The following is a 26,040-nucleotide window of genomic DNA, read 5'->3' as shown; positions in this document are numbered from 1 at the left end:
CGGGGATCAGAACACCGGAGTGCCGTCCCGGGTCAGCTTCCAGTCCACCGACGCGAACTGGGCCGGGTCGACCGTTCCCTTGGCCTGCACCCACTGGATGATCGTGTTGCGGATCTCGTCGGAGTTCGCCCACAGCTGCTTGGCGCCGGCCACATGCGGGAAGTTGCCGCCGCCGCTGGCCCGGTAGTTGTTGACCGCGAGCACGAACTCGGCCTTCGGGTCGAGCTCCTTGCCCTCGAAGCTCAGCTTCGCGATGCGGGAACCCGCCGGCTTGGCGATGTCGATCTCGTACGTCACGCCGTACAGCGCGTCGTAGTTGTAGTCCGGGGTGTTGCCCGCGTTCGTCAGCTTCGCCGGGTCCACCGGGGCGCCGGCCGCCGTCTGCACGTAGTAGCGCGCCGAGTACTCCAGGTACTCCTTGAGCTGGGCGCCCGTGATGAGCCGCGCCTCCAGGGTGTTCTCGAACGGGTAGAGCCCCGCCGCGTCCTTGATCGTCACTTCGCCCGCGGGGATGCCCGCCGTACGCGAGAAGCACGAGGCCTGCGAGAGCACGGGAAGCGCCGCGTACTGGCCGCCCTTGAGAGCCTCCTTCACCGTCTCCGCCTGGACATGGCTGATCAGGTCGATGATCGCGACATCCTTGTACGGGCCCTCGGCCGTGCTCATCGCCTGCGTCGACGTACCGATGACCTGGTTGACGTACGCGACGACCTTCTTGTGCTCGTCGGCGAGCAACCGGGTGATCTTGCGGTCCTCCTTCGCCGTGTTGGAGTTGAGGACCTGCGCGCCGACCTTCTCCACCGTCCAGCGGCCCTTGGCCCACACCAGGTCGAAGTCGAAGAGGGTGAGGCGCTGGCCCCACTTCAGCGGCTCGGACAGGACGACCTGCTTGCCGGTCTCCTTGTTCTGCACGAAGTACTCGGGGATCTCCGTGTGCGCGTGCCCGACCAGGATCGCGTCGATGCCGGGCACCTGCTCGGCCACCAGACCGGCCGCGTTCTCGATGTGCGGGAGCTGGTCACCGTACGAGGACGTGCCGCTGGAGCCGGAGTGCGCCGAGACGATCACGACGTCCGCGCCCATGGAGCGCAGCTTCGGCACCCACTTCGCCGCCTGCTCCTCCAGACCCGGGAACGTCATCTTGCCCTGCACGTTCGCCTTGTCCCAGATCGCGATGCCGGGGTTGGTCAGGCCGAGCACCGCCACCTTCACGTCACGGCCGTGCGGGGTGCGCAGGCGCCTCATGAAGTACGGCGGGAAAGCCGGCTTCTGCGTCTTCGCGTCGAGGGCGTTGGCGCCGAGCAGCGGGAAGTCGCACTGCTCCTCGAACTTACGCAGCACGGGAATGCCGTAATTGAACTCGTGATTTCCGAGCGCCGCGGCGTCGTAACCGATGCTGTTCATCGCCTGCGCCATCGGGTGGACCGGGCCGTGCTCGGCCGTGATCGGGTCGATCTTGGCGTAGTAGTACGAGAGCTGCGTGCCCTGAATGGTGTCGCCCGCGTCGATGAGGAGCGTGTTGCGGCGCCCTCTCTCCTCGCGGATCTCGTTCACGAGGGTGGAGATCTTCGCCAGGCCCACGTCGTTGTGGTCCTTGTCGTCGAATTCCTTGTCCGTGAAGTAGTCCCAGTTGAAGACATTGCCGTGCAGGTCCGTCGTGCCCATCACGGTGAACGAATAGCGCTTCTTCCGCCTGGCGGGCTTCCCGGGCGCCTGCGCCGACGCGGAGGGGGCGGCGGCCGCCCCGCCCGCGAGCGCCACGCCCGTGACGGCGGCGGACCTGCCCAGGAACTTCCGGCGGTTCAGCGGCATTTCGTACTCTCCTTGGACCCATGGCCATCGGTGTAACGCGCGTAGATAACGCGCGTAGATTCTGACCCCGACCACACCACCGGCAACAGACCCCGCAGGTTTCGATCCGATGACTGTCCGGTGCCGCGTCCATTCCCTGTCCGCTGCCGCGCCCCGGTGCGAGAGTGGCCGCATGGACGAGACCACCCCCGAGACCACCCCCGAGACCACCCCCACTCCGGCCCCCTACGGCACCCCCGGCGCCCCGCGCCTGGCCGTGAAGGGCGAGGCACACCTCGAAGTCGACCCCGAGATCGCCCGCATCGGCATCACCGTCAGCGCGCGCGGTACCGACCGGCGCGAGGCCCTCAACGACCTGACCCGCCGCAACGCCACCGTCATCGACCTCGTGAAGTCCTACGGCGAATCCGTCGAGACCCTGGAGACCGGCGCCTTCTCCATCAGCCCCGAACTGACCAAGCACGGCCGCGGCGAACGCGTCCGCGCCTACCACGGCCGCGTTCACGTGACCGCGGAGCTCAGCGACTTCACCGCGCTCGGCGAGCTCACCACCCGCCTCGCCGACCTCGAACTGACCCGCGTCGACGGCCCCTACTGGGCGCTGCGCCCCGACTCGCCCACCCACCGCCAGGCCCGGCAACAGGCGGTCAGGGAAGCCGTGCAGCGCGGCAGGGAATACGCCGAGGCGCTGGGGACCACGCTCGCCGCCCTCGTCGAGCTCGCCGACATCGGCGCCGAGAACGCCCAGCCGTTCGGCTACGGCGGCCCGACGCCCGCCATGCGCACCGTCGCGTACGGAGGCGCCGCCGACATGGTCCAGGAAGCGGCCCCCCTCGACCTCGAACCCCAACGGCAGCACGTCTACGCACAAGTCAACGCACGCTTCACGATGACACCCCCGCGGCTGTAGTCACGGAGTGGCTTTACGTGGCGGGGCGCCCGGTAAATCGCTCATCAGAGCAGCGCCCCGCACAATTCAACACTTGTCAATAACCTTTCATGCAAAGGTTGTTGAGTAGTCATGCCCAGCCAATTCTCTACCGGCCGGTAAGCCCTAGGCTCGAACCATGCGCCGAGCAAAAATCGTCTGCACCCTGGGCCCCGCCACCGACTCGTACGACCAGATCAAGGCACTGGTCGAAGCCGGAATGGACGTGGCCCGCTTCAACCTCAGCCACGGCACCTACGCCGAGCACGAGGAGCGCTATCAGCGCGTACGGAAGGCATCCGACGAGACGGGCCGCAGCGTCGGCATCCTCGCCGACCTTCAAGGCCCGAAGATCCGCCTCGGCCGCTTCAGCGAAGGACCTGTACTCCTTGAACGGGGAGACGAGTTCACCATCACCGTCGAAGAAGGCGTCGAAGGCGACCGCCAGACCTGCGGCACGACCTACGACGGCCTCGCCGGCGATGTCACCCCCGGTGAACGCATCCTCGTGGACGACGGCAAAGTGACCCTGGAGGTCACCGCGGTCGACGGTCCCCGAGTCACCACCACCGTGGTCGAGGGCGGCATGGTCTCCGACCACAAGGGACTCAACCTCCCCGGCGTCGCCGTCTCCGTCCCCGCCCTCTCCGACAAGGACGAGGCCGACCTGCGCTGGGCCCTGCGTTCAGGGTTCGACGTCATCGCCCTGTCCTTCGTCCGCAGCGGCCGCGACATCGAGGCCGTGCACCGCATCATGGACGAGGAAGGCCGCCGCCTCCCCGTCATCGCCAAGGTCGAGAAGCCACAGGCCGTCGAGAACATCGACGACATCGTCGCCGCCTTCGACGCGATCATGGTCGCCCGCGGTGACCTCGGCGTCGAGATGCCCCTCGAACAGGTGCCGATCGTCCAGAAGCGCGCCATCAAGCTCGCCAAGCGGAACGCCAAGCCGGTCATCGTCGCCACCCAGATGCTCGACTCGATGATCGACAACTCCCGGCCCACACGCGCCGAGGCCTCGGACGTCGCCAACGCCGTCATCGACGGCACGGACGCCGTGATGCTCTCCGGCGAGACCAGCGTCGGCAAATACCCCATCGAGACCGTCCGCACGATGGGCCGCATCGTCGAGGCCGCCGAGGAGGACATCCTCGCCAAGGGCCTGCCGCCGCTGACCGAACGGAACAAGCCCCGCACCCAGGGCGGAGCCGTCGCCCGCGCCGCCGCCGAGATGGGCGACTTCCTCGGCGCCAAGTGCCTCGTCGCCTTCACGCAGTCCGGCGACACCGTCCGCCGCCTCTCGCGCTACCGCTCCCCGATCCCGCTGCTCGCCTTCACCCCGGACCGGGCCACGTGCTCGCAGCTGAACCTCACCTGGGGCGTCGAGACCTTCCTCGGCCCGCACGTCGAGTCCACCGACGCCATGGTCCGCCAGGTCGACGAACTCCTCCTGAAGTACGGGCGCTGCGAGAAGGGCGACGTGGTCGTCATCACCGCCGGCTCCCCGCCCGGAGTCGCCGGCTCCACCAACCTCGTACGCATCCACCACATCGGCGAGGACGACAGCCCCAAGTAGGCGGACCGCGTACGTGGGCCGAGGGGCCGCTCCGGGGGGAGCGGCCCCTCGCTCATGCCGCGCGCCTGGCGCCCAATGCCTACGGGGTGACGATGGCGAACTTCGGATCAGGCTTCTCCACCACGCCGAGCAGGTCGGTGAGAAGCGACGCGTCACCCTCGACCTTGATGTCACCGAGCCCCTTGCCGCCCAGCATCGCGAGCAACTGAGGCTTGGTCATCGTCAGCGTCACACCCGCCTCCGGGTCCTTCTTCGTGTCGCTGCGATACGTCAACACCCCGTGCCGCAAGGTCAGATGCCACACCTTGCCCAGCGCCGGAAGACTCCAGTCCATCCGCAGCCTCAGGTCCCACGCCTTCGGCCCGTTCACCCGGATCGCCACGGAGTCGATCAACTGATCCACGGAGAGCGCCATCAGCATGTCCGCGCTGGCCACGGTCGTGGGGGAGTCCCGTACGCCCTCACGCAGCTCCTGCGCACCGGTCAGATAGAAGTTGCGCCACACGGCGTTCTCGGAGGCCTGCCCCAACGTGGTGTACAGCCGGGCGAGTTCAGCCTTCGCCGTCTTGTGTCCCGGGTCCGCGAACACCACATGATTGAGCAGCGTCACGGCGAACCGCAGATCACCACTCTTCGCGAACGCCTTGGCCTTGGCGACCGTCGCCGTACGGCCCCCCATGGCCTTGACGTACCGCTCGGCCTCCTCGACGGGCGGGTGCTCCCACAAGTGCGCGGGATTGCCGTCGAACCAGCCCATGTACCGCTGATAGATGCCTTTCACGTTGTGACTCAGGGACCCGTAATACCCCCGGTTCGCCCACACCCCCGCCAGCGCCGGCGGCAACTCGATCTCCTCGGCGATCTCCCGCCCCGTCATCCCCGCATTGATCATCCGCAACGTCTGGTCATGCATGTACGCGTACAGATCCCGCTGCTGCTCAAGCAACTCCACGATCGTGTCGCCACCCCACGTGGGCCAGTGATGTGAAGCGAACGCAACATCGACCCGCCCGTCGAACAACACCACAGACTCGCCCAGATAGTGCGCCCACTGCCGGGCGTCCCGCACCTGCGCCCCGCGCAGCGTGATGATGTTGTGCATCGTGTGGGTCGCGTTCTCCGCCATGCAGACGGCACGCAGGTCCGGGAGCACGAAGTTCATCTCGGCAGGGGCCTCGGTCCCCGGCGTCATCTGGAACTCGAAACGCACCCCGTCCACGGTCTCGACCTGACCGGTCTCGGTGATGTCCGTGGTCGGCGGTATCAGCCCGATCGACCCCAGGGACACGGTCTGCCCGAGCCCACAACCGATCTGCCCCGCGGGCGACTTGGGCAGCAGCGCCCCGTACATGTACCCGGAACGCCGCTGCATGGCGGTCCCGGCGTAGACGTTCTCCGAGACGGCATGCTCCATGAAACCGTCAGGAGCGAGAACCGGCACGTCACCGCCCCCATCAGGCAGTACCCCCCTGCAACCGCCGAAGTGATCGACGTGCGGATGGGTGTAGATGAGCCCGGTGACCACCTTCTCCCCGCGATGCTCGCGATACAGCTTCAGCGCGGCGGCGGCGGTCTCCGCGGAGATCAGCGGATCGATGACGACGACCCCGGTGTCCCCCTCGATGAGCGTCATGTTCGACAGATCAAGCCCTCGCACCTGATAGACACGGTCAGTGACCTTGTAGAGCCCCTGCTTCGACACGAGCTGCGACTGCCGCCACAGACTCTTGTGCGCGGTTTTGGGCGCACCCTTCTCCAGGAAGTCATACGCGTCGGCGTCCCAGACGACCTGCCCCTTGGCGTTCTTCACGACCCCGGGGGTGAGGGCGGCGACGAACCCCTTTTCGGCATCGGCAAAGTCGTCCCCGCCCTTACTGCTGCCCTCACGGTCGATCGCGAAGGCGGTCTGAGGATTCATGGCCACGGCCGCAGCGGCGGCCCCCGCTGCGGCAGCGACGAAGGTACGCCGGTTCAAGGGAGTCATGCGGCCGAAGATCGCAGCGGGCCCTGGGGCGGGGCAAGGGTTTCCGGAGGATTTGGGGCAGCTCCCAGGAGGGGCGGGGGAGGGGAGTGACGCGTCCTATTGCGCGGGCGGCGCGGGGCGGGTGCGGGGCCGTGCCTCGCGGCCGTACGGCTACTGTCCGTGATGAGCAGCCCCGGGGGTCGCACAGCAAAAAAGCGGACGCACACAAAATCGTGGGCGTCCGCTTTTTCCTGCGATGTGCCGGGTGCGGGATTCGAACCCGCAAGCCCTTTCAGGCAGAGGTGTTTGAGACCTCCGTGTATACCGTTCCACCAACCCGGCAGGCACTGCCGGAACTATACCGGGTCACCGCCGGACGCTGCAGCTAGGTAGGCTGGCGAGGCAGCAGTACCTGCCCGGCCCGTAACAAGGAGCCCCCGTGACTTCCCCCGAGTCGCCCCAGCCCGTAGCCGATGACGACGACAAGTCGCATGTGCCTCCGCTGACGACCCGTGTCGTCATCGCCGAGGACGAGGCTCTCATTCGGCTCGACCTCAAGGAGATGCTCGAGGAGGAGGGCTACACCGTCGTCGGTGAGGCCGGAGACGGTGCGAAAGCCGTCGAGCTGGCCCGCGAGCACAAGCCGGACCTGGTGATCCTTGACGTGAAGATGCCCGTCATGGACGGCATCTCGGCGGCCGAGAAGATCGCCGAGGAGAGCATTGCCCCGGTGCTCATGCTGACCGCCTTCTCGCAGCGTGACCTGGTCGAGCGGGCCAGGGACGCCGGTGCGATGGCGTACCTCGTGAAGCCCTTCAGCAAGACCGACGTGGTGCCGGCCATCGAGATGGCCGTCTCGCGCTACACGGAGCTGAAGACGCTGGAGAGCGAGGTCGCCGACCTCACCCTGCGTCTGGAGACGCGGAAGCTGGTGGACCGGGCCAAGTCGATTCTTCAGACCGAGTATGGCTTGACCGAGCCCGCCGCCTTCCGGTGGATCCAGAAGACGTCGATGGACCGCCGTCTGTCGATGCAGCAGGTCGCGGAGGCGGTCATCGAGGACGCCGACGAGAAGAAGGCGGCGAAGGGGCAGTAGCCCTCGCGAGCGTCACGCGCGTACGTACGGCGAAGGCCCGCACCCCGGATTCGGGGTGCGGGCCTTCTCGTACGGAGGGGGACGACGGAGTCCTAGTCCTCGCCCAGGTACGCCTTGCGCACGGACTCGTCGTGCAGCAGGTCGTTCCCCGTACCGGACAGGACGATCTTGCCGACCTCCATGACATGACCGTGGTCGGCGAGCGAGAGCGCCGCCTGCGCATTCTGCTCGACGAGCAGAATGGTCGTGCCCTGGGACTTGAGCTCGGCGATGGTCGCCATGATCTTCTGCATCATGATCGGCGAAAGTCCCATGGAGGGTTCGTCGAGCATGAGCAGTTTCGGCTGGGACATCAGGGCGCGGCCCATGGCGAGCATTTGCTGCTCGCCGCCGGAGAGCGTGCCCGCCGCCTGCTTTCTGCGTTCCCCGAGAATGGGGAAGAGGTCGTAGGCGCGCGCGATGTCCTTTTCGATGCCGCCCTTGTCGCTGCGCAGATATGCGCCGAGCCGCAGATTGTTCTCGATCGTCATGCGCGGGAAGATGTGCCGGCCCTCGGGAGAGTGGGCCAGGCCGAGCGAGACGATCTGGTCGGCGCGGTATTTCCGCAGTGCTTTTCCGTTGAATTTGATGGAGCCGCCGACCGGCTTGAGCAGTCCGGACAGCGTGCGCAGCGTGGTGGTCTTGCCTGCGCCGTTCGTGCCGATCAGCGTGACGACCTCGCCGGCCTCGACCTTGAAGGAGATGCCTTTGACGGCCTCGATCTTGCCGTAGGCGACCTTGAGGTCCTCGACTTCGAGCAGTGCGGTCATCAGCTGGTCTCCTCGTTGCCCGTGGCGTCGGCTTCCGTGCTGCCGGGGGCTCCTTCGAAGGGCTCGCCCAGGTAGGCGGCGATGACGCGGTCGTCCTGCTGGACGGTCTCACTGTCGCCCTCGACGAGTTTCTCGCCCTGGACGAGTACGGCCACGCGGTCGCACAGGTTGAAGATGAAGCGCATGTCGTGCTCGATGACGAGGACGGCGATGCCCATGTCCCGGATGGCGAGGACGAGTTCCTCGGTGGCGCGGGTCTCCTGGGGGTTCATGCCCGCGGTGGGCTCGTCCAGGAGGAGCAGGCCCGGCTCGCTGGCCAGCGCGCGGGCGATCTCCAGCTTGCGCTGCTCGCCGTAGGGCAGGTTGCGGGAGAGGTGCTCCGCCTTCTCGGCGAGGCCGACGAATTCGAGCAGCTCCATGGCGCGTTCCCTGGACTTGGCCTCCGCCTTGTGGAAGCCCGGCCCGCGCAGGAGGGCCGACCAGAGGCCTTCCTTCGTACGCGTGTGGCGTCCGACGAGGACGTTCTCCAGGACCGTCATGTTCGCGAACAGACGGATGTTCTGGAAGGTGCGGGCCACGCCGGCCGCGGTGACCTTGAAGGACTTGCTGGGCAGGACCTTGTCCTTGTACCGGACTTCGCCCTCGGTGGGGATGTAGAGGCCGGTGAGGCAGTTGAAGAAGGTCGTCTTGCCCGCGCCGTTGGGTCCGATGAGGCCGACGATCTCGCCGCTGTTGACGGTGAGGTCGACGGAGCGCACGGCGGTGAGGCCGCCGAACCGCATGGTGACGCCCCGGGCGTCCAGGACGGTCTGCCCGGCCGGCGTGGCGGCGGGGCTGTCCTTGCTGGTGGTGGTGTCGGTGGTCATGGCTCAGGCCCCTGTCTTGCTGAGGACTGTGGGTGGCGGCGTGTCGCCGGGTGCCAGGTCGGCCTCGTGGAATTCGAGCTGGCGGCGGCGGTTGGGGATGAGGCCTTCGGGGCGGAAGCGCATGAGGAGCACGAGCGCGAGGCCGAAGGCGAAGAGCTGGTAGTCGCCCAGGAACGAGAGCTTGCTCGGGATGAGGTAGAGCAGTGCCGCGCCGACGAGGGGTCCGCTGATGGTGCCCATGCCGCCGAGGACGACCGCGGCGAGCAGGAACGCGGAGTTGGGCGGGACGGTGTTGGCGAACTGGTACTGCTCGGGGGTGACGGTGTAGGTGACGTGTGCCTGCACCGTGCCCGCGAGTCCGGCGAGCGAGGCGCCGAGTGCGAAGGCGATGAGCTTCACGCGGAAGCCGTTGATGCCCATGGCGAGCGCCGCGGTCTCGTCCTCGCGGATGGCGACCCAGGCGCGCCCGATGCGGGAGTCGCCGCTGCGCCGGAAGACCAGCACGACGACGAGGGTGATGAGCAGCATCAGGAAGAAGTAGTTCGCGAAGCGGCCGATGGTGACGCCGAAGATGGTGTGCTCGATGCCGAAGTCGAAGCCGAGGATCTTCAGGTTCGGGATCGAGGAGATGCCGTTCGAGCCGTTGGTGATGTCCGGGCCGGACGTGCCGTCGGAGTTCATCGCGACGAGCCGGAAGATCTCACCGAAGCCGAGGGTGACGATGGCGAGGTAGTCGCCGCGCAGCCGCAGGGTCGGGGCGCCGATGAGCACGCCGAAGATCAGTGATGCGCCCGCGCCGACGAGGATGGCGCCCCAGAACGGCAGGTGGACGTCGAAGGGGGAGGAGGGCGATCCGGAGACCATGGATGCCGCGTAGGCGCCGACGCCGAGGAAGGCGACGTATCCGAGGTCGAGGAGGCCCGCGAGGCCGACGACGATGTTCAGGCCGAGTGCGACGGTGGCGAAGATGAGGATGTAGACGCCGATGGTGGCGTACTGGTCGTCGCTCTGGGTGAACGGGAAGGCGGCGGCGGCCACGAAGGCGCCGATGAGCGTGATGTTGCGGTGCCGTGCGGTGTACGTGGAGACCTGTGCGACGAGGCCCGCCTTGGACAGTGCGGCGAAGCTGAACGCGACGGTGATCAGGAAGCCGATGAAGAGCTCGTCGTACTCGGTGCCGATGCCGTAGGTGAAGACCAGGAGGCCGACGGCGAGCGCGGCGACGATGATCAGGATCTCGAGGTAGCTGGGGAGCTTGCGCGGCGTGGGCGGGGCCTCCGCGGCGAAGGCGCCCTTGAAGATGGTCATGCCGTTGCGCATGCGGTGCTTGAACTGTTCGCCGCCGCTGTCCTCGGGGTCGACCGCGTAGGTGTGCGGTCGTACGAAGGGCAGGGCGAGGGCGCCGACGAAGGCGGCCAGGGTGGCGATGGCGGCGACCCAGGCGCCGGGGTCCAGGTTGGCGAGGCCGCCGAGCTGGTAGCTGATCGAGATGACCGTGTACCAGGTGGTGGCGAAGGCCGCGAGGGCCGCGTACTTCAGCGCGGCGTCGGCGCCGCCGGGGGCCAGTGTGCGGACGCCCTTGACGCCGTAGGAGGCGAGGCCGAAGAGCGTGGTCAGGATTCCGGCGATCAGGACGAGCACCTGGAGGCCGCCGGGGTAGCCGTAGACGGTGAGGTCGCCGGGGAACGCCGCGGTCCAGGTCCATGCCATGAACGTGGAGATGATGGTGAGGATGCCGCCGCCGGTGGCCAGGGCGCGGGCGGGGCCCTCGGGGATGGCGATGAGGCCGGTGGCGGTGTGGTCCTGCTTGGGGCTTGGCGTGTCGGCCGCAGTGGTCTGTGTGGTCATGGTTCTCACGCCCTGTCCGCGACGCGCTCGCCAAGGAGACCTTGTGGCCTGACGAGGAGTACGACGATGAGGAGTACGAAGGCCCAGACGTCGGCCCAGGACTGCCCGCCGAGCTGGCTCATGCCGGGGATGTCGTTCATGTAGGCGGTGGCCATGGCTTCGGCGATGCCGAGGACGAGGCCGCCGATCATCGCGCCGTAGATGTTGCCGATGCCGCCGAGCACGGCCGCGGTGAAGGCCTTGAGGCCCCAGAGGAAGCCCATGCGGAACTGGACTTCGCCGTAGCGGAAGCCGTAGGCGACGGCGGCGATGCCGGCGAAGGCGGCGCCGATCGCGAAGGCCACGACGATGACGCGGTCGGTGTTGACGCCCATGAGTTTGGCGGTGTCGGGGTCCTGCGCGGTGGCCTGCATGCCGCGTCCGACGCGGGTCTTCATCACGAAGTAGCCGAGGGCGAACATGCAGATCGGGGCGGTGATCAGCAGGAAGATGTCGCCGGGCTGGATGGTGACGGAGCCCAGGTGGATGGAGTCGCCGGGCATCTCGGGGAAGGTGCGGGACGACTTCGCGTTGGGGTACCAGGCCCAGACGGCCTGCTGCAGCGCGAGCGAGAGGCCGATGGCGGTGATGAGCGGTGCGAGGCGGGGTGCGCCGCGCAACGGGCGGTAGGCGAAGCGTTCGGCTCCGACCGCTATGAGGGTGGAGACGATGACGGCGCCTATGAGCATCAGCGGCAGGGCGATCCACATGCTGGTGCCGCCGGGCAGCCACAGCCAGACGGTGAGGGCGCCGAAGCCGCCGACCATGAAGATCTCGCCATGGGCGAAGTTGATGAGCTGGACGATGCCGTAGACCATTGTGTAGCCGATGGCGATCAGGCCGTACATGGATCCCAGTAGCAGGCCGTTGACCAGCTGTTGCGGCAGTTCGTGCACCGCAGGTCCTCCGAGTCTTTCGGTGTCGTTCGGCCGGGGGGCGGTGGCGGTGGGCCTCGCCGGCCGTACGGCTTAGGTGACGGATGCGACGCCGCGCGGGGCGCTGCAGAGGCAGCGCCCCGCGCGGTGGTGTCGTTGGCTGCGGGGTGGATCAGCCGGTGAACGTGCCGGACTTGACCGGCTTCCAGCCCTTGGTCGGGTCCTCGGTGGACTTCACCTCGTACACGGTGAGCTGCTTGTTGGTCGCGTCGCCGTACTCGTCGAAGGAGACCTTGCCGGTGACACCGTCGAAGGAGACGTCCTGCATCGCCTCGACGATCTTGGCGCGGGCGTCGTCGGGAAGCTTGCCGTCGTTGTCCTCGACGACCTTCTTGACCGCTTCGATGATCGCCCAGGCCGAGTCGTAGGAGTAGCCGCCGTAGGCCTCGTAGGCCTCCTTGTAGCCGGCCTTCTCGTAGTTCGCGATGAACTCCTTGGCGGACGGCAGCTGCTCGACGGGCTGGCCGATGGAGGTGGCCATGTCGCCCTTGCCCTCCTTGCCGGCGAGCTTGACGAAGTCGGCGCTGTAGATGCCGTCTCCGCCGACGAGCGGGATCTTGGCCCCGGCCTTCTTCATCTGCTTGCTGAGCGGGCCGGCCGCGGGGTACTCGCCGCCGTAGTAGACGACGTCCGCGTCCGAGTTCTTGATCTTGGTGGCGACGGCGCCGAAGTCCTTGGTGTCCGGGTTCACGTGCTCGGTGCCGGCGACCTTGCCGCCGAGCTTCTTGAACTCGTCCGTGAAGGTGGCGGCCAGGCCGGCACCGTAGGTCTTCTTGTCGTCGACCACGAAGACCTTCTTCTTCTTCGCGTCGTTGTACAGGTACTGCGCCGCGAACGGCCCCTGGACGGCGTCCGTGGTGGCCGTACGGAAGTAGGCCTTGTACGGACGGACCTTCTTGCCGCCGTTCCAGTCCTGGCCCTGGGTCATGGCCGGGTTGGTGTTGGCGGGGGAGACCTGGACGAGCTTCGCGTCGTCGAAGACCTTCTGCATCGACTCGCCGACGGAGGAGTTCAGGGGGCCGACGGCGCCGAGGATTTCCTTGTTCGCGACGAACTTGGTGGCGTTGGTCTGGCCCGAGGCGGGCTGCCCCTGGTCGTCGGCGGACTCCACCTTGAAGGTGATGCCTTCGACGTGCTTCTTCTCGTTGGCCTGCTTGGCGGCGAGCTGCACGGAGTTGCGGATGCCGAGGCCCAGCGCGGACAGGTCGCCGGTCAGCGGCGCGTCGACGCCGATGACCACGGTGGTACCGCCGCCCGCCTCGTCTCCCTTGTCCTTGTCGTCGCGTGAGCCACAGGCGGTGAGGGTGAGTGCCCCCGCGGTGAGTGCAGCGGTGATGGCTATGAGCGAACGTTGACGCACGATCAGTCCTTTCCCCTGGCACGGCCGTCCCCTGTTGGGTGGCCGGGTCGAGCGCAGAACCGAACTGAGAGGAATCCGGTGGGCGCGGTGACTGGCCGTGACTCTAAGGGCCGCTTTGTTCCTGGTGGAGTGGTCAGGCCAAAGGTGTGACGCTCTTGTTATGCCACGGAGTATTCCGCGGTGGAACTCAGGGGGTGGTTGGGGTGGAATAAGCCGTCTTCGGCGCATCCCGCATGCTGAGAACTTGCAGGACTGTCAGGGTGTTTTACTCATGACATCAGTGTTCGGGGGGCATGCGGCTGTCAGGGCCCGAGAAAGATCTTTCGCGTACCTCTCGCCGAGGATGAAGGCCTGTAACTGCATTGCGCGCACATTACGCAGTGTTACCACCAGGAAAGGGAGTCCGGCATTCCGTTGCACCTTTCCGCATTCGCGAATGTGCATCGTGATTCGTGCCGTACGAGGGCTTCCCGTTTTCACGGTGAATGGGGTATGGGGGGCGACGGTGACCGACAGCGCCGCCGACGGCTGCGTGATCCGTCTGACGGACACCGGGGGTCCCTCGTCCTGGCGCAGGGCGACGGTGAAGCCGAACGTCCGGTCGCCGGCCCGCGGGTGCGTCATGTCGCCCCTGTAGGTCACGGAGACGGTCTGCGACGGGTGGAGCGGCGGCGGGGGTGCGGGGGGCTGCGGGCGGGCCAGGTAGAGGCCGAGGCCGCCGGCGGCGACGATCACGGCCGCGGCGAGTGCCAGGAGGGCCCGTCGACGCCGGGTGAGGGGCGAGCGGATGCGGGCGGGGGCGGTGGCCGGATCCGTGGCGGTGGCGCTGGCGGCTCGGGTCTCGTAGGTGTCGTCGCCGGGCTCGATGGGGCCGATGGCGTTCACACCCACGGCCCGCCGCTCGGCTCCCCGTGGCGGTAGCGCTTCGCGCAGCGCTCACGGGCCTGACGGTCGATCAACTTACGCCCCGCGTCGGCTCCTTGGCGCTTCCGCTCGGCACGGGCCCGGTCGAGGGTGTCCCGCAGGATCATGTACTGACCGTTGGAGAGACCCATCGACTGGTAGTCGCCGTAGGTCTCCTTGCCCGAGTCGTAGATCTGCCGCGCCCACTTGGTGATCAGGGCCGTGCAGAGGTCCTCGGGGGAGGTGGTGGCGGGGGAGGGTGCGGGGGCCTCGGCGGAGGGTTCGTTCTCGCACCCCGCGGTGGCGAGGAGAGTGGTGAGGGCGAGCGCACAGAGCTGTTTCCGGTGCCTCATGCACCGACGCTAGACCGGCGCCGCATGCCCCGACAATGCGTGGGGCGCGCCTGCCTCGGTCAGGTTCCGCGAGGCGCGCCCGCCCTCAACCTGCCTATGCGGCCGCGCCGTTGGGCTGCACGTCGCGCAGCAGGCAGGTCAGCCGCGCGGTGCACACCCGCTTGTCCTGCTCGTCGGTGATCACGATCTCGTACGTCGCAGTGGAGCGGCCCCGGTGCACGGGCGTCGCCACGCCGGTGACCAGACCCGACCGCGCGCCGCGGTGATGCGTGCAGTTCAGGTCGACGCCGACGGCGAGCTTCGTGCTCCCGCCGTGCAGCATCGAGCCGACCGAGCCGAGGGTCTCGGCGAGCACGGCGGACGCACCGCCGTGCAGCAGGCCGTACGGCTGGGTGTTGCCCTCGACCGGCATCGTGCCCACGACGCGATCGGCGGAGGCCTCGACGATCTCGACGCCCATCCTGGTGCCCAGGTCACCCGCGGAGAAGAGGGCGGGCAGGTCCACACCGAGCGCCGCGTACTCGTCGATGACCTCTTGCGGGAACTTCACGCTGTGCTGCTCGCCCATGGGACCCGGCTCCGTTCGTCGTCCTCACCTCACTGAGCGAACGCTCAGTCGGTCCCCGATTGTTCCAGGCGCACGACGACGGACTTGCTGGCGGGGGTGTTGCTGGTGTCGGCGGTCGCGTCCAGCGGGATCAGCACGTTCGTCTCCGGGTAGTACGCCGCCGCGCAGCCCCGGGCCGTCGGGTAGTGCACGACCCGGAAGCCGGGCGCGCGCCGCTCGACGCCGTCCCTCCACTCGCTCACGAGGTCCGCGTACGACCCGTCGGCGAGGCCGAGCTCACGCGCGTCGTCGGGGTTGACCAGGACGACCCGGCGGCCGTTCTTGATGCCCCGGTAGCGGTCGTCCAGGCCGTAGATCGTGGTGTTGTACTGGTCGTGCGAGCGCAGCGTCTGCAGCAGCAGGCGGCCCTTCGGCAGGGCCGGGAACTCCACCGGCGCCGCGGTGAAGTTCGCCTTGCCGGTGGCCGTGGGGAAACGGCGCTCGTCGCGCGGGGCGTGCGGCAGGGTGAAGCCCGCGGGGTCGGCCACGCGCGCGTTGAAGTTCTCGAAGCCGGGGATAACGCGGGCGATGCGGTCGCGCACCGTGGCGTAGTCCTTCTCGAACTCCTCCCAGGGAGTGGCCGAATCGGGGCCCAGGACGCGGCGGGCGAGGCGGCACACGATGGCCGGCTCGGAGAGCAGGTGCGGGCTCGCGGGCTCCAGGCGGCCGCGTGAGGCGTGCACCATGCCCATGGAGTCCTCGACGGTCACGAACTGCTCGCCGCCGCCCTGGACGTCCCGCTCGGTGCGCCCGAGCGTCGGCAGGATCAGGGCGCGCGCGCCCGTGACGGCGTGCGAACGGTTCAGCTTCGTCGACACATGCACGGTCAGGCGGGCCTTGCGCATCGCCGCCTCCGTCACCTCCGTGTCGGGCGAGGCCGCCACGAAGTTGCCGCCCATCGCGAAGAACACCTTCGCCCTGCCGTCCCGCAGTGCCTCGATCGCGCGGACGACGTCCAGGCCGTGCTCGCGCGGCGGCGCGAAGCCGAACTCCTTCTCCAGGGCGTCGAGGAAGGCCGGCGCGGGCCGCTCGAAGATGCCCATCGTGCGGTCGCCCTGCACGTTCGAGTGCCCGCGCACCGGGCACACGCCCGCGCCCGGACGGCCGATGTTGCCGCGCAGCAGAAGGAAGTTGACGACCTCGCGGATGGTCGGAACGGCGTGCTTGTGCTGGGTCAGGCCCATCGCCCAGCACACGACGGTGCGCTTCGACGCGAGGACCATGGCGAGGGCTTCCTCGATGCGCTCGCGTTCGAGGCCGGTCGCGGCGAGGGTCTCGTCCCAGTCGGCGCCGCGCGCGGCCTCGGTGAACGCCTCGTACCCATGGGTGTGCTCGCGGACGAACTCCTCGTCCACGGCTCCTTCCGTCTCCAGGATGAGCTTGTTGAGGAGACGGAACAGGGCCTGGTCGCCGCCGAGGCGGATCTGCAGGAAGAGGTCGGTGAGGGCGGTGCCCTTGAGCATGCCCTGCGGGGTCTGCGGGTTCTTGAAGCGCTCCAGGCCCGCCTCGGGCAGCGGATTGACCGTGATGATCTTCGCGCCGTTGTTCTTCGCCTTCTCCAGGGCGGAGAGCATGCGGGGGTGGTTCGTGCCCGGGTTCTGCCCCGCGACGATGATCAGGTCCGACTTGTAGAGGTCCTCCAGGAGGACGCTGCCCTTGCCGACACCGATCGTCTCGGTGAGCGCGGAGCCCGACGACTCATGGCACATGTTCGAGCAGTCGGGCAGGTTGTTCGTGCCCAGCTCACGGGCGAACAGCTGGTACAGGAACGCCGCTTCGTTGCTGGTGCGGCCCGAGGTGTAGTAAACGGACTCGTCAGGGCTGTCCAGCGCGGCCAGTTCCTCGCCGATGATGTCGAAGGCCCGCTCCCAGGGGACGGGTTCATAGCGCTCGGCGCCCTCCGCCAGATACACCGGGTGGGTGAGGCGGCCCTGCTGACCCAGCCAGTACCCACTGCGGGTGGCAAGGTCGGCCACGGGGTGCGCGGCGAAGAAGTCGGGGGTGACACGGCGCAGCGTGGCCTCCTCGGCGACGGCCTTCGCGCCGTTCTCGCAGAACTCCGCCGTGTGCCGGTGCTCGGGCTCGGGCCAGGCGCAGCCGGGGCAGTCGAAGCCGTCCTTCTGATTGACCCGCAGCAGCGTCAGCGCCGTGCGGCGCACGCCCATCTGCTGCTGGGCCATGCGCAGCGAGTGCCCGATGGCGGGAATGCCCGCCGCGGAGTGCTGCGCCTGCGCGACCTGCGGCGCGTCCTGGACCGGATCACCCTTGGGCGACTTCCTTGCCATGGTCGGCTCCCCTTCGAGCACGTGCGTGAGCTATGTCTCCGATCCTCCCACGCGCCGCCGGCGGAGCCCTCGCGGGTGAGGGTTGGGCCTGAGTGTCAGTGGGGCGTGGCAGGATCGGGGACGTGGCAGAAAAAGCAGCGAAGAAGAAGTCCGAGACCGCGACGAAGCCGACTGGCGAGCAGCGTCCGCGCCTGCTCCTCATGGACGGGCACTCCCTGGCCTACCGGGCGTTCTTCGCGCTGCCCGCGGAGAACTTCACGACCGCGACGGGCCAGCCGACGAACGCGATCTACGGCTTCGCGTCGATGCTGGCGAACACCCTGCGCGACGAGGCGCCCACGCACTTCGCGGTCGCCTTCGACGTCTCGCGCAAGACGTGGCGCTCCACGGAGTTCCCCGAGTACAAGGCGAACCGCTCCAAGACCCCGGACGAGTTCAAGGGGCAGGTCGAGCTGATCGGCGAGGTCCTCGACGCGATGAACGCCGTGCGGTTCGCGGTGGACGGCTTCGAGGCCGACGACGTCATCGCCACCCTCGCCACCCAGGCCGAGGCGGCCGGCTTCGACGTCCTGATCGTCACCGGCGACCGCGACTCCTTCCAGCTGATCACCGACCACGTGACCGTGCTGTACCCGACCAAGGGTGTGTCGGAGCTGACGCGCTTCACCCCGGAGAAGGTCGAGGAGAAGTACGGCCTCACGCCCAGCCAGTATCCGGACTTCGCGGCCCTGCGCGGCGACCCGTCCGACAACCTCCCCGGCATCCCCGGAGTGGGCGAGAAGACCGCCGCGAAGTGGATCAACCAGTTCGGTTCCTTCGCGGAGCTCGTCGAGCGCGCCGAAGAGGTCAAGGGCAAGGCCGGACAGAACTTCCGCGACCACCTGGACGCGGTGAAGCTGAACCGCCTCCTCACGGAGATGGTCCGCGACGTCGAGCTCCCCAAGACGGTCACCGAGCTGGAGCGCGCTCCGTACGACCGCACGGCCCTCGCCATGGTCCTGGACACCCTGGAGATCCGTAACCCCTCGCTGCGCGAGCGCCTCCTGGCCGTCGACCCGGGCGCGGAGGAGGCCGACCAGACCCCGGCGGAGCCCGGCGTGGAGCTGGACGGCACGGTGATCGGCGCGGGTGAGCTCGCCCCGTGGCTCGCCGAGCACGGCAAGGCCGTCCTCGGCATGGCCACGGTCGACACCTGGCAGCTCGGCACGGGCTCGGTGACCGAGGTCGCCCTCGCCGCGGCCGGCGGAGCGGCGGCCTGGTTCGACCCCTCCCGCCTGGACGAGGCCGACGAGAAGGCCTTCGCCGCCTGGATCGCCGACCCGAAGAAGCCCAAGGTCCTGCACAACGCCAAGGCCACGATGCGGGTCTTCCCCGAGCACGGCTGGACGGTGGACGGCGTCAGCATGGACACGGCGCTCGCCGCGTACCTGGTCAAGCCCGGCCGCCGCTCCTTCGCCCTGGACGCCCTGTCCCTCGAATATCTGGGCCGGGAGCTGGCGCCCGCCTCGGCGGCCGAGGGCCAGCTCGCCTTCGGCACGGAGGAGGACGACCAGGCCGAGGCGGACGCGCTGATGTCGCAGGCCCGCACGATCCTCGACCTGGGCACGGCCTTCGGCGAGAAGCTGCCGGAAGTCGGCGCGGGCAATCTCCTCACGGACATCGAACTGCCCACGTCCATCCTCCTCGCCCGCCTTGAGCGGCACGGCATCGCGGCGGACCGCGCCCATCTGGAGGCGATGGAGCAGCAGTTCGCGGGCGCGGTGCAGCAGGCGGTGAAGGAGGCCCACGCGGCGGCGGGCCACGAGTTCAACCTCGGCTCGCCCAAGCAGCTCCAGGAGGTCCTCTTCGGTGAGCTGAACCTCCCCAAGACGAAGAAGACCAAGACCGGTTACACCACGGACGCCGACGCCCTGGCCTGGCTCGCGGCCCAGACCGAGAACGAACTGCCGGTCATCATGCTGCGCCACCGCGAGCAGGCGAAGCTCCGTGTGACGGTCGAGGGCCTGATCAAGTCGATCGCCGCGGACACCCGCATCCACACGACGTTCAACCAGACCGTCGCGGCGACGGGCCGCCTGTCCTCCACCGACCCGAACCTCCAGAACATCCCCGTCCGGACGGACGAGGGCCGCGCGATCCGCCGCGGCTTCGTGGTCGGCGAGGGCTTCGAGTCCCTGATGACCGCGGACTACAGCCAGATCGAACTGCGCGTGATGGCCCACCTCTCCGAGGACGAGGGCCTTCTGGAGGCGTTCGGCTCGGGCGAGGACCTGCACACGACGGTCGCCTCCCAGGTCTTCTCCGTCGAGGGCTCCGCCGTCGACGCCGAGATGCGCCGCAAGATCAAGGCCATGTCGTACGGCTTGGCGTACGGCCTCTCCGCGTTCGGTCTCTCCCAGCAGCTGAACATCGAGGCGGGCGAGGCCCGAGCCCTGATGGACACCTACTTCGAGCGGTTCGGCGGCGTACGCGACTATCTGCGCCGAGCCGTCGACGAGGCCCGCGCGACGGGGTACACGGAGACGATGCTGGGCCGCCGCCGGTATCTCCCCGACCTCAACAGCGACAACCGCCAGCGCCGCGAGATGGCCGAGCGGATGGCCCTGAACGCACCGATCCAGGGCACGGCCGCGGACATCGTCAAGATCGCCATGCTGAACGTGCACCGCGCGCTGACGGAGGCGAAGCTCGACTCCCGCATGCTGCTCCAGGTACACGACGAAATCGTCCTGGAGATCGCTCCGGGCGAGCGCACCGAGGTGGAGGAGCTGGTCCGCCGCGAGATGGCGGGCGCGGTGTCGCTGCGGGCTCCGCTGGACGTGTCGGTGGGCGTGGGGCCGGACTGGGAGTCGGCGGCGCACTGACCGCGTCCGGCTGGAGCGGCATCCTCGGCGGGCCATCCCCTCACCGACCCTTCGGCCCCGTCCGAACAGGACGCGGCCAACCGGTGAAAATCGGGCACGAACGGGTGTCTGGGCGCCGGAAGTTGTCGTAGTGTCGCCTGCGTCGGCCCGCTGGGGAGCAACACGGGGAGCACAACAGAGCGGGGCGGCGGCACACACAGTCGTCAAGGGGAGGGGTTCACGGTCATGGCGGCGGTATTCGGCAGGCGGTTGCGCAGGGGAGCGGTGACCACCGCGGTGGCCGCGGCGGCGGTGGCCGCGCTCGCGGCCTCCCAGGCCCCGGGCGTGACGGACGTCCCTCGCGACGAGCGGGCGGGGGCTTCCGGCGCCACACCGCCGGCCGAGGACTCCGCGACCGGCAACTCCCCCTACTACACCGATCTGCCGGAGCTGAAGAGCCCGGTCCCGCCGACCGGAGCACCCGACGGCGGCACCGGCGACGCGGAAACCGACTCGGAGATCCCGGCCACCGTCCTCGACGCGTACAAGAAGGCCGAGGCCTCCCTGGCCACCTCCAAGCCGGGCTGCAACCTCCCCTGGGAGCTGCTGGCCGCGATAGGCAAGGTCGAGTCAGGGCAGGCGCGTGGCGGCCGCGTGGACGCGAACGGCAGGACGATCGGAGAGATCCTCGGCCCGCCCCTGAACGGCAACGGCTTCGCGAAGATCACCGACACCGACAACGGCGCGTACGACGGCGACAAGACGCACGACCGCGCGGTCGGCCCCATGCAGTTCATTCCCTCTACGTGGGAGACCTGGGGGCAGGACGGCAACGCGGACGGCAAGTCGGACCCGAACAACATCTACGACGCCGCGCTCGCCGCCGGAAGCTACCTCTGCGCGAACGACCGCGACCTGTCCGTCGACGCCGACCTGCGCAAGGCGATCCTCAGTTACAACCACTCGACGGACTACCTGAACACGGTCCTGAGGTGGCTGGAGCACTACCGCAAGGGCATCAGCGAGATCCCCGACGGCACGGGCGACCTGCCGGGCGACCGCAGCGACAGCAACATCCCGGGCACGAGCCCCACGCCCACGCCCACGCCCCCGGCATCCCATTCGCCCTCGCCGAAGCCGCCCAAGACCGGCGACGACAAGCCCGGCTCCGGCGGCAAGGAGCCCGGCACCGGCGGAGGCGGCGGAGGCTCGACCACGCCCCCGCCGACCGGCGGCGGCTCCGAGAGCCCCACTCCCTCCCCGTCGCCCACCGACCGGGTCGCACGCCTGGAGGACGCCGGCACCGGCAAGCTCGCCGCGACGGCGGGCGACGCCTTCGCCGAGCGCGTCCAGGTGCGCACGGTGGCCACTTCGGGCTCCGGCGTGGCCAAGGCCAAGGTGCGGTTCGTGATCGTCGGCGACACCGACGCGCGTTTCTCCGGCGGTGCGACCAGCGCCACCGTCACCACGGGCGCCACCGGCAAGGCCACCGCCCCGGTGCTCAAGTCGGGCGAGAAGACCGGTCAGTTCACGGTCCGGGCCACCGTCGTCGGCCGGTCACTGCCCGGCCTCGACTATACGGCCACGGTGACCGCCCGCCAGGCCGACGCCCTGACCAGGACCGGCGACAAGGCCCTGACCTGCGAGCCGGGCAAGGAGTTCGCCGAGCAGCTCGAGGCCAAGGCGACGTACAAGGGAGAGGCCGCCGACCGCGTGGCGGCCACCGCCACCATGATCAAGTCGGCGACGGACGCCACGGCCAACGACAAGGGCCCGTACTTCAAGGACGCGGACGGCAAGCCGGTCCGCACCCTCAAGGCCCTGAAGACGGACGCGAACGGCGTGCTCAAGCTCCCCAAGATGTACGCCGACGACGCGGCAGGCACGTATCTGCTGCGCGTCACCACCGCGGGCGGCGCGACGCTCACGGTCGAACTGAAGGTGGCGGCACCCGCGGCCTAGCCCCGGACCCTCCCCTGCGTGCTCCCGCACGCCCTTGCACGCAACGCCCCCGCGCCCTTCCGGCGCGGGGGCGTCGTTGTGTGTGCAACGTGTTCTCATCTGGCCGCCGCGTTGCTACGGTGCCCCAGCCCTGACGACCTGTCAGTTCATGGTCGCCGCCCTCGACGCCGTCTGTTCCCCGCCTCGGGAGGATCCGCATGCGCGCTCTCATCGCCGCCGCGACCGGTCTTGCCGTCGCCCTCGCCCTGGTCCTGACGATCACCGCGATGGGAGCCCCGCCCGGCGAGACCTCGCCGGAGCCGCTGCTCACCACCGTCCCCAAGCACCCCTGACTCCCTAGGGAGGGCCGCCGCGATGCGCCGTAAGGCCAGCCTGATCCTGCTCGCCTTCGCCGTGTTCTTCACGGCGATGTCCCCGCTCATGCGCTGGTACGCCTTCCCGCGCCTCGCCAAGATCCCGCCGAGCCAGTACCAGGAGGCGGTGCTCGAGGCGAAGAACCCGACCCTCATCGACTACGGCAGCATGCAGGCCAAGAAGATCGACAAGGTCACCATCGTGCAGACGCTCAAGGGCAACGTGGAGGCCTCGGAGAAGATCGAGAAGAGTGCGGACCGTGACGTCGTCGTCTGGGACGCCCTCTCCTACGTGCAGGACGGCGACGGAAAGATGGTCTCCAAGGTCCCCGAGCGATACATCTTCGACGCGCACAGCCAGGAACCGGTGCACGCGACCGGCGAGATGGTCGACGGAGACCCGGTCAAGCGCGAGGGCATCGAGTTCAAGTGGCCCTTCCTCACCGAGAAGCGGGACTACGAGTACTTCGACGCCCAGGCCCGCGTCACCAAGCCCATCCACTACAAGGGCACGCAGACCTTCCGTGGCGTCGACGTCTACTACTTCGAGCAGATCATCCCCTGGACCAAGGTGCCCTTCCCCAAGACCATGCCGGTCAAGGGCATCACCCCGGAGTCCCTCGCCAAGACCGGCACCACGCGCTGGTACACCACGGTGCGCAAGTTCTGGGTCGAGCCGACCACCGGAGCGCCCGTCTACGGCGAGGAGATCCAGAAGAACGAGCTGCGCGGCGGCACGCTCCTCGGCGACCGCGACAAGGTCACGGTCTTCGCGGGCCACGTGAAGATGCGCGAGGACTACATCAAGGACACGGTCGACCTGGTGAAGTCCCAGCGCGTCCTCGTCCTCCTCATGACGTCCTATCTCCCCTGGGGCTTCCTGGGCCTCGGCCTGCTCCTGCTGGCTCTCTCCCTCTGGCTGGAGGCCCGCAGCCGCAGGCCCGGCGAGCCGGAGGCCACGGCGGCGCCCGAGCCGGAACCGGTCAACGCCTGAGCCGGGCGTTGGTGAACCGCGTCGCCTCGGCGCCCGCCGGATCCTCCGGCCACGGATGCTTCGGATACCGCCCGCGCAGCTCGGCCCGCACGGCCCGGTAGCCGTCCCGCCAGAAGGAGGCGAGGTCGGCGGTGACGGCGGCGGGGCGCCCCGCGGGGGAGAGCAGATGCACCAGGAGGGGCACGCCGCCGTCCGCGATCCGCGGGGTCTCGGCGAGCCCGAACATCTCCTGCAACTTCACCGCGAGCACCGGCTGTCCGGGGTCGGAGTAGTCGATCCGGATCCTGGAGCCACTGGGCACCGCCACCCGCTCCGGGGCGAGCGCGTCGAGGCGCGTCGCCTCACCGGTCGCCCAGGGCAGAAGCCGGTTCAGGGCCTGCCCCGCGTCGATGCGCCGCAGGTCGGCCCGGCGCCGCGCTTTCGACAGCTCGGGCTCCAACCACTCGTCCACGCGCGCGTGCAGGGCGCTCTCGGACACGTCGGGCCAGGGCGCGCCGAGATGCCGGTGCAGGAAGGCGAGCCGCTCCCGCAGCTCCCGTGCGCCCTGGGACCAGTTCAGGAGGGCGGTCCCTTCTTCCCTGAGCCCCGCGAGCAGCCCTTCCCGTACGAGTCCCGGGGCGGGCTTCTTGAGGGGCCGCACCGTCAGCTCCACGGCGCCGAGCCGCTCCACGTGCCGCGCGACGAGATCCCCGTCGCCCCAGACGACCTCGTCCCCCTCGGCGTGCAGCGAGGCGGCCGCGCTCCGTGCGACGTCCTCGTCGATGTGCCCGCCGAGCAGCACGCGCGCGTGCCCGGCGCCCACCGGCCGGTCGGCCACGGCCACCGCGATCCACTCCGCCCCGGTCAGCGCGGACCCCGCCCGCACCTCGGCCCGGGTGCCGTTCACCATGAGGTAAGCCCCGTCGCCTCGGCTCCGGGCGACCCGCTCGGGAAAGGCGAGAGCGGCGACGAGCCCGGCGGCCCGCTCATCGCTTCCGGCGTCCCGCGGCTCCGCAGCCGGGGGCACCGCCGCGGTCAGCCGCCGTACCTCCGTGCGCCACCGTGCCGCATACCCGTCCCCGCCCCGCCGGGCAGCACGCCAGGCCGCCGCGAGGTCGTCGCCGTACTCACGCGGCGGCTCCTCGCTCAGGAGGGCCACCACCTCGGCCGCGCGGCGGGCGCCCACCAGGGGAGCCGCGTCCAGCAGGGCCCGCGCCAGACGGGGGTGCAGACCGACCCGCGCCATCCGTGCGCCCCGCTCCGTGACGCGCCCCGACTCCGGGGACACGGCCCCCACCGCCGTCAGGACGGAACGCGCCGCCGCCATCGCGCCGGCCGGCGGGGGATCGAGCAGGGCCAGACCGGAGGCATCGGGATCGCCCCAGCAGGCCGTCTGCAGGGCGAACGCGGAGAGGTCGGCCAGCTTGATCTCCGGCGCCGGAAAACGCGGCAGACGCGCGTCCTCGGCCTCCGCCCAGCACCGGTACACGGCCCCCGGCGCCTCACGTCCCGCCCGGCCCGCCCGCTGCCGTCCCGCCGCCTGCGAAGCCCGTACGGTCGTCAGCGCGCTCAGCCCGCGCGCGTGATCGACGCGCGGCTCACGCGCAAGGCCCGAGTCGACGACGACCCGCACCCCGGGCACCGTCAGCGAAGACTCGGCCACCGAGGTCGCGAGGACCACCCGCCGGGTGCCGTCCGAGCCCGCGAGCACCGCGTCCTGCACCGCAGCGGGCGCCCGCCCATGCACCTGAAGGACCTCCGCGGACACGTCCCCCAGCTGTCCCGCGACCCGCGCGATCTCGCCGACCCCGGGCAGGAAACACAGCACGTCCCCGTCCCGCTCGGCCAGCGCCCGCCGCACCACCGACGCCACATGCGTGAGCAGCGCCGGGTCGACCCGCATCCCGTGCGGCGGCCGCACCGGACGGGCCGGCGGCGCCCAGAGGACCTCGACCGGATGCGAGACGCCCCGCGCCTCCACCACGGGAGCGTCCCCCAGGATCCGCGCCCAACCCTCCGCGTCCGTCGTCGCCGACGCGGCCACCAGGCTCAGCTCGGGCCGCAGCGCCGCCCGTACGTCGACCAGGAACGCCGCCACGGTGTCCGCGTCCAGATGCCGCTCGTGGCACTCGTCGATGATCACGACGTCCACACCGGCCAACTCCTGGTCCCGCTGCAGCCGCTGCAACAGGACACCCGTCGTGACGACCTCCACGCGCGCGTGGCGCCCCACGACACGCTCACCGCGCACCGTGTACCCGACGCTCTCCCCGACCTTCTCGCCGAGCAGCCACGCCATCCGCCGCGCGGCGGCCCGGGCGGCGATGCGCCGGGGCTCGGCGACCACCACACGACGTACGGGCGCGTCCCCGAGCAGCCCCGCGAGGGCCAGCGGCACCAGCGTCGTCTTGCCCGTGCCGGGAGGCGCGCACAGCACGGCGCCGCCCGGCCCCTCCAGAGCGGAACGCAGCGCGGGCAGCGCGCCGCTCACGGGCAGGTCGAGGGCTTCGTCACGCAGTCGGGTCACGC

Annotated in this window: 18 protein-coding genes, 1 tRNA gene and 1 pseudogene; 7 read left to right on the top strand and 13 right to left on the bottom strand. The window is 69.4% G+C overall.

Translation table 11 applies throughout. The features are described 5' to 3' along the window. Positions 1 to 6: 6 nt before the first annotated feature. Positions 7 to 1,812 (bottom strand): 5'-nucleotidase C-terminal domain-containing protein, encoded by a 1,806-nt coding sequence (locus AB0I66_RS14455; protein WP_363208156.1) that lies wholly within the window; start codon positions 1,810 to 1,812, stop codon positions 7 to 9. Positions 1,813 to 1,984: 172 nt separating this feature from the next. Between AB0I66_RS14455 and AB0I66_RS14450 the strand changes: the two genes are divergently transcribed. Both AB0I66_RS14450 and pyk read left to right on the top strand, forming a co-directional pair. Then, entirely contained in the window at positions 1,985 to 2,722 is a 738-nt protein-coding gene (locus tag AB0I66_RS14450) for an SIMPL domain-containing protein (RefSeq protein ID WP_363208155.1), read from the top strand. A gap of 157 nt (positions 2,723 to 2,879) precedes the next feature. Next, a complete protein-coding gene (pyk, locus tag AB0I66_RS14445; protein ID WP_363208154.1) occupies positions 2,880 to 4,316 on the top strand; it encodes a pyruvate kinase in 1,437 nt (478 codons plus the stop codon). Positions 4,317 to 4,395: 79 nt separating this feature from the next. On the opposite strand, the gene AB0I66_RS14440 is transcribed toward pyk, so the two are convergent. Beyond that, positions 4,396 to 6,300, bottom strand: coding sequence for an alkyl sulfatase dimerization domain-containing protein (locus AB0I66_RS14440; protein ID WP_363208153.1), 1,905 nt, complete (start codon positions 6,298 to 6,300; stop codon positions 4,396 to 4,398). A gap of 238 nt (positions 6,301 to 6,538) precedes the next feature. Then, a tRNA-Leu gene (locus AB0I66_RS14435) sits at positions 6,539 to 6,621 on the bottom strand. Between the two features lie 97 nt (positions 6,622 to 6,718). On the opposite strand from AB0I66_RS14435, the gene AB0I66_RS14430 reads away from it, so the two are divergent. Beyond that, complete coding sequence (locus AB0I66_RS14430) at positions 6,719 to 7,375, top strand: response regulator (protein ID WP_363208152.1); 657 nt, start codon at positions 6,719 to 6,721, stop codon at positions 7,373 to 7,375. Positions 7,376 to 7,467: 92 nt separating this feature from the next. Here the strand turns inward: AB0I66_RS14430 and AB0I66_RS14425 are convergent, their stop codons facing one another. The 9 genes from AB0I66_RS14425 to AB0I66_RS14385 all read right to left on the bottom strand — a co-directional run bounded on the left by AB0I66_RS14425 (position 7,468) and on the right by AB0I66_RS14385 (position 17,380). Next, positions 7,468 to 8,184: an ABC transporter ATP-binding protein gene (locus AB0I66_RS14425; protein ID WP_363208151.1), complete on the bottom strand. Its 717-nt coding sequence runs from the start codon at positions 8,182 to 8,184 to the stop codon at positions 7,468 to 7,470. After that, complete coding sequence (locus AB0I66_RS14420; protein ID WP_363208150.1) at positions 8,184 to 9,050, bottom strand: ABC transporter ATP-binding protein; 867 nt, start codon at positions 9,048 to 9,050, stop codon at positions 8,184 to 8,186. The genes AB0I66_RS14425 and AB0I66_RS14420 overlap by 1 nt, the downstream gene beginning before the upstream one ends. A gap of 3 nt (positions 9,051 to 9,053) precedes the next feature. Beyond that, positions 9,054 to 10,898, bottom strand: coding sequence for a branched-chain amino acid ABC transporter permease (locus AB0I66_RS14415; RefSeq protein ID WP_363208149.1), 1,845 nt, complete (start codon positions 10,896 to 10,898; stop codon positions 9,054 to 9,056). Positions 10,899 to 10,903: 5 nt separating this feature from the next. After that, positions 10,904 to 11,833, bottom strand: coding sequence for a branched-chain amino acid ABC transporter permease (locus AB0I66_RS14410; RefSeq protein ID WP_363208148.1), 930 nt, complete (start codon positions 11,831 to 11,833; stop codon positions 10,904 to 10,906). 151 nt (positions 11,834 to 11,984) lie between these two features. Further along, positions 11,985 to 13,232, bottom strand: a complete 1,248-nt coding sequence (locus tag AB0I66_RS14405) for a branched-chain amino acid ABC transporter substrate-binding protein (RefSeq protein WP_363208147.1) — start codon at positions 13,230 to 13,232, stop codon at positions 11,985 to 11,987. 255 nt (positions 13,233 to 13,487) lie between these two features. Then, positions 13,488 to 14,123 carry a Tat pathway signal sequence domain protein gene (locus AB0I66_RS14400; protein WP_363208146.1) on the bottom strand — a complete coding sequence of 212 codons (636 nt, stop codon included), beginning with the start codon at positions 14,121 to 14,123 and terminating at the stop codon, positions 13,488 to 13,490. Continuing rightward, the gene (locus AB0I66_RS14395) at positions 14,114 to 14,488 is read right to left on the bottom strand and encodes a hypothetical protein (RefSeq protein WP_363208145.1); all 375 of its coding nucleotides are present in this window, start codon (positions 14,486 to 14,488) and stop codon (positions 14,114 to 14,116) included. The genes AB0I66_RS14400 and AB0I66_RS14395 overlap by 10 nt, the downstream gene beginning before the upstream one ends. Before the next feature lie 94 nt (positions 14,489 to 14,582). Continuing rightward, positions 14,583 to 15,056: a hotdog fold thioesterase gene (locus AB0I66_RS14390; protein ID WP_363208144.1), complete on the bottom strand. Its 474-nt coding sequence runs from the start codon at positions 15,054 to 15,056 to the stop codon at positions 14,583 to 14,585. Positions 15,057 to 15,100: 44 nt separating this feature from the next. Further along, positions 15,101 to 17,380 carry an FdhF/YdeP family oxidoreductase gene (locus AB0I66_RS14385; protein WP_363208143.1) on the bottom strand — a complete coding sequence of 760 codons (2,280 nt, stop codon included), beginning with the start codon at positions 17,378 to 17,380 and terminating at the stop codon, positions 15,101 to 15,103. A gap of 122 nt (positions 17,381 to 17,502) precedes the next feature. Here AB0I66_RS14385 and polA point away from each other — a divergent pair, with 122 nt between their 5' ends. The 4 genes and pseudogenes from polA (at position 17,503) to AB0I66_RS14365 (ending at position 23,532) form a co-directional block, all read left to right on the top strand. Then, positions 17,503 to 20,244: a DNA polymerase I gene (gene polA / locus AB0I66_RS14380; RefSeq protein WP_363208142.1), complete on the top strand. Its 2,742-nt coding sequence runs from the start codon at positions 17,503 to 17,505 to the stop codon at positions 20,242 to 20,244. 225 nt (positions 20,245 to 20,469) lie between these two features. Next, a pseudogene (locus AB0I66_RS14375) lies at positions 20,470 to 22,173 on the top strand (lytic transglycosylase); the annotation flags it as partial. A 209-nt stretch (positions 22,174 to 22,382) separates the two neighbouring features. Further along, positions 22,383 to 22,517 (top strand): SPW_0924 family protein, encoded by a 135-nt coding sequence (locus AB0I66_RS14370; RefSeq protein ID WP_160504431.1) that lies wholly within the window; start codon positions 22,383 to 22,385, stop codon positions 22,515 to 22,517. Between the two features lie 22 nt (positions 22,518 to 22,539). After that, entirely contained in the window at positions 22,540 to 23,532 is a 993-nt protein-coding gene (locus AB0I66_RS14365; protein ID WP_363208141.1) for a DUF3068 domain-containing protein, read from the top strand. On the opposite strand, the gene hrpB is transcribed toward AB0I66_RS14365, so the two are convergent. Further along, positions 23,522 to 26,038: an ATP-dependent helicase HrpB gene (hrpB, locus tag AB0I66_RS14360; RefSeq protein ID WP_363208140.1), complete on the bottom strand. Its 2,517-nt coding sequence runs from the start codon at positions 26,036 to 26,038 to the stop codon at positions 23,522 to 23,524. The genes AB0I66_RS14365 and hrpB overlap by 11 nt on opposite strands. Between the last annotated feature and the right edge of the window lie 2 nt (positions 26,039 to 26,040).

This window comes from Streptomyces sp. NPDC050439 (genome assembly GCF_040655335.1).
Classification (GTDB): Bacteria; Actinomycetota; Actinomycetes; order Streptomycetales; family Streptomycetaceae; genus Streptomyces.
The sequence above is the reverse complement of the archived record's forward strand: the minus strand, read 5'-3'. Positions and strand labels throughout refer to the sequence as shown.

Coding starts and splice junctions, on each gene's coding strand:
- AB0I66_RS14390 (WP_363208144.1), bottom strand. CDS start 15,056: ATGGGCGAGCAGCACAGCGTGAAGTTCCCGCAAGAGGTCATCGACGAG.
- AB0I66_RS14385 (WP_363208143.1), bottom strand. CDS start 17,380: ATGGCAAGGAAGTCGCCCAAGGGTGATCCGGTCCAGGACGCGCCGCAG.
- AB0I66_RS14440 (WP_363208153.1), bottom strand. CDS start 6,300: ATGACTCCCTTGAACCGGCGTACCTTCGTCGCTGCCGCAGCGGGGGCC.
- AB0I66_RS14370 (WP_160504431.1), top strand. CDS start 22,383: ATGCGCGCTCTCATCGCCGCCGCGACCGGTCTTGCCGTCGCCCTCGCC.
- AB0I66_RS14425 (WP_363208151.1), bottom strand. CDS start 8,184: ATGACCGCACTGCTCGAAGTCGAGGACCTCAAGGTCGCCTACGGCAAG.
- AB0I66_RS14415 (WP_363208149.1), bottom strand. CDS start 10,898: ATGACCACACAGACCACTGCGGCCGACACGCCAAGCCCCAAGCAGGAC.
- AB0I66_RS14450 (WP_363208155.1), top strand. CDS start 1,985: ATGGACGAGACCACCCCCGAGACCACCCCCGAGACCACCCCCACTCCG.
- AB0I66_RS14455 (WP_363208156.1), bottom strand. CDS start 1,812: ATGCCGCTGAACCGCCGGAAGTTCCTGGGCAGGTCCGCCGCCGTCACG.
- AB0I66_RS14395 (WP_363208145.1), bottom strand. CDS start 14,488: ATGAGGCACCGGAAACAGCTCTGTGCGCTCGCCCTCACCACTCTCCTC.
- pyk (WP_363208154.1), top strand. CDS start 2,880: ATGCGCCGAGCAAAAATCGTCTGCACCCTGGGCCCCGCCACCGACTCG.
- AB0I66_RS14365 (WP_363208141.1), top strand. CDS start 22,540: ATGCGCCGTAAGGCCAGCCTGATCCTGCTCGCCTTCGCCGTGTTCTTC.
- AB0I66_RS14420 (WP_363208150.1), bottom strand. CDS start 9,050: ATGACCACCGACACCACCACCAGCAAGGACAGCCCCGCCGCCACGCCG.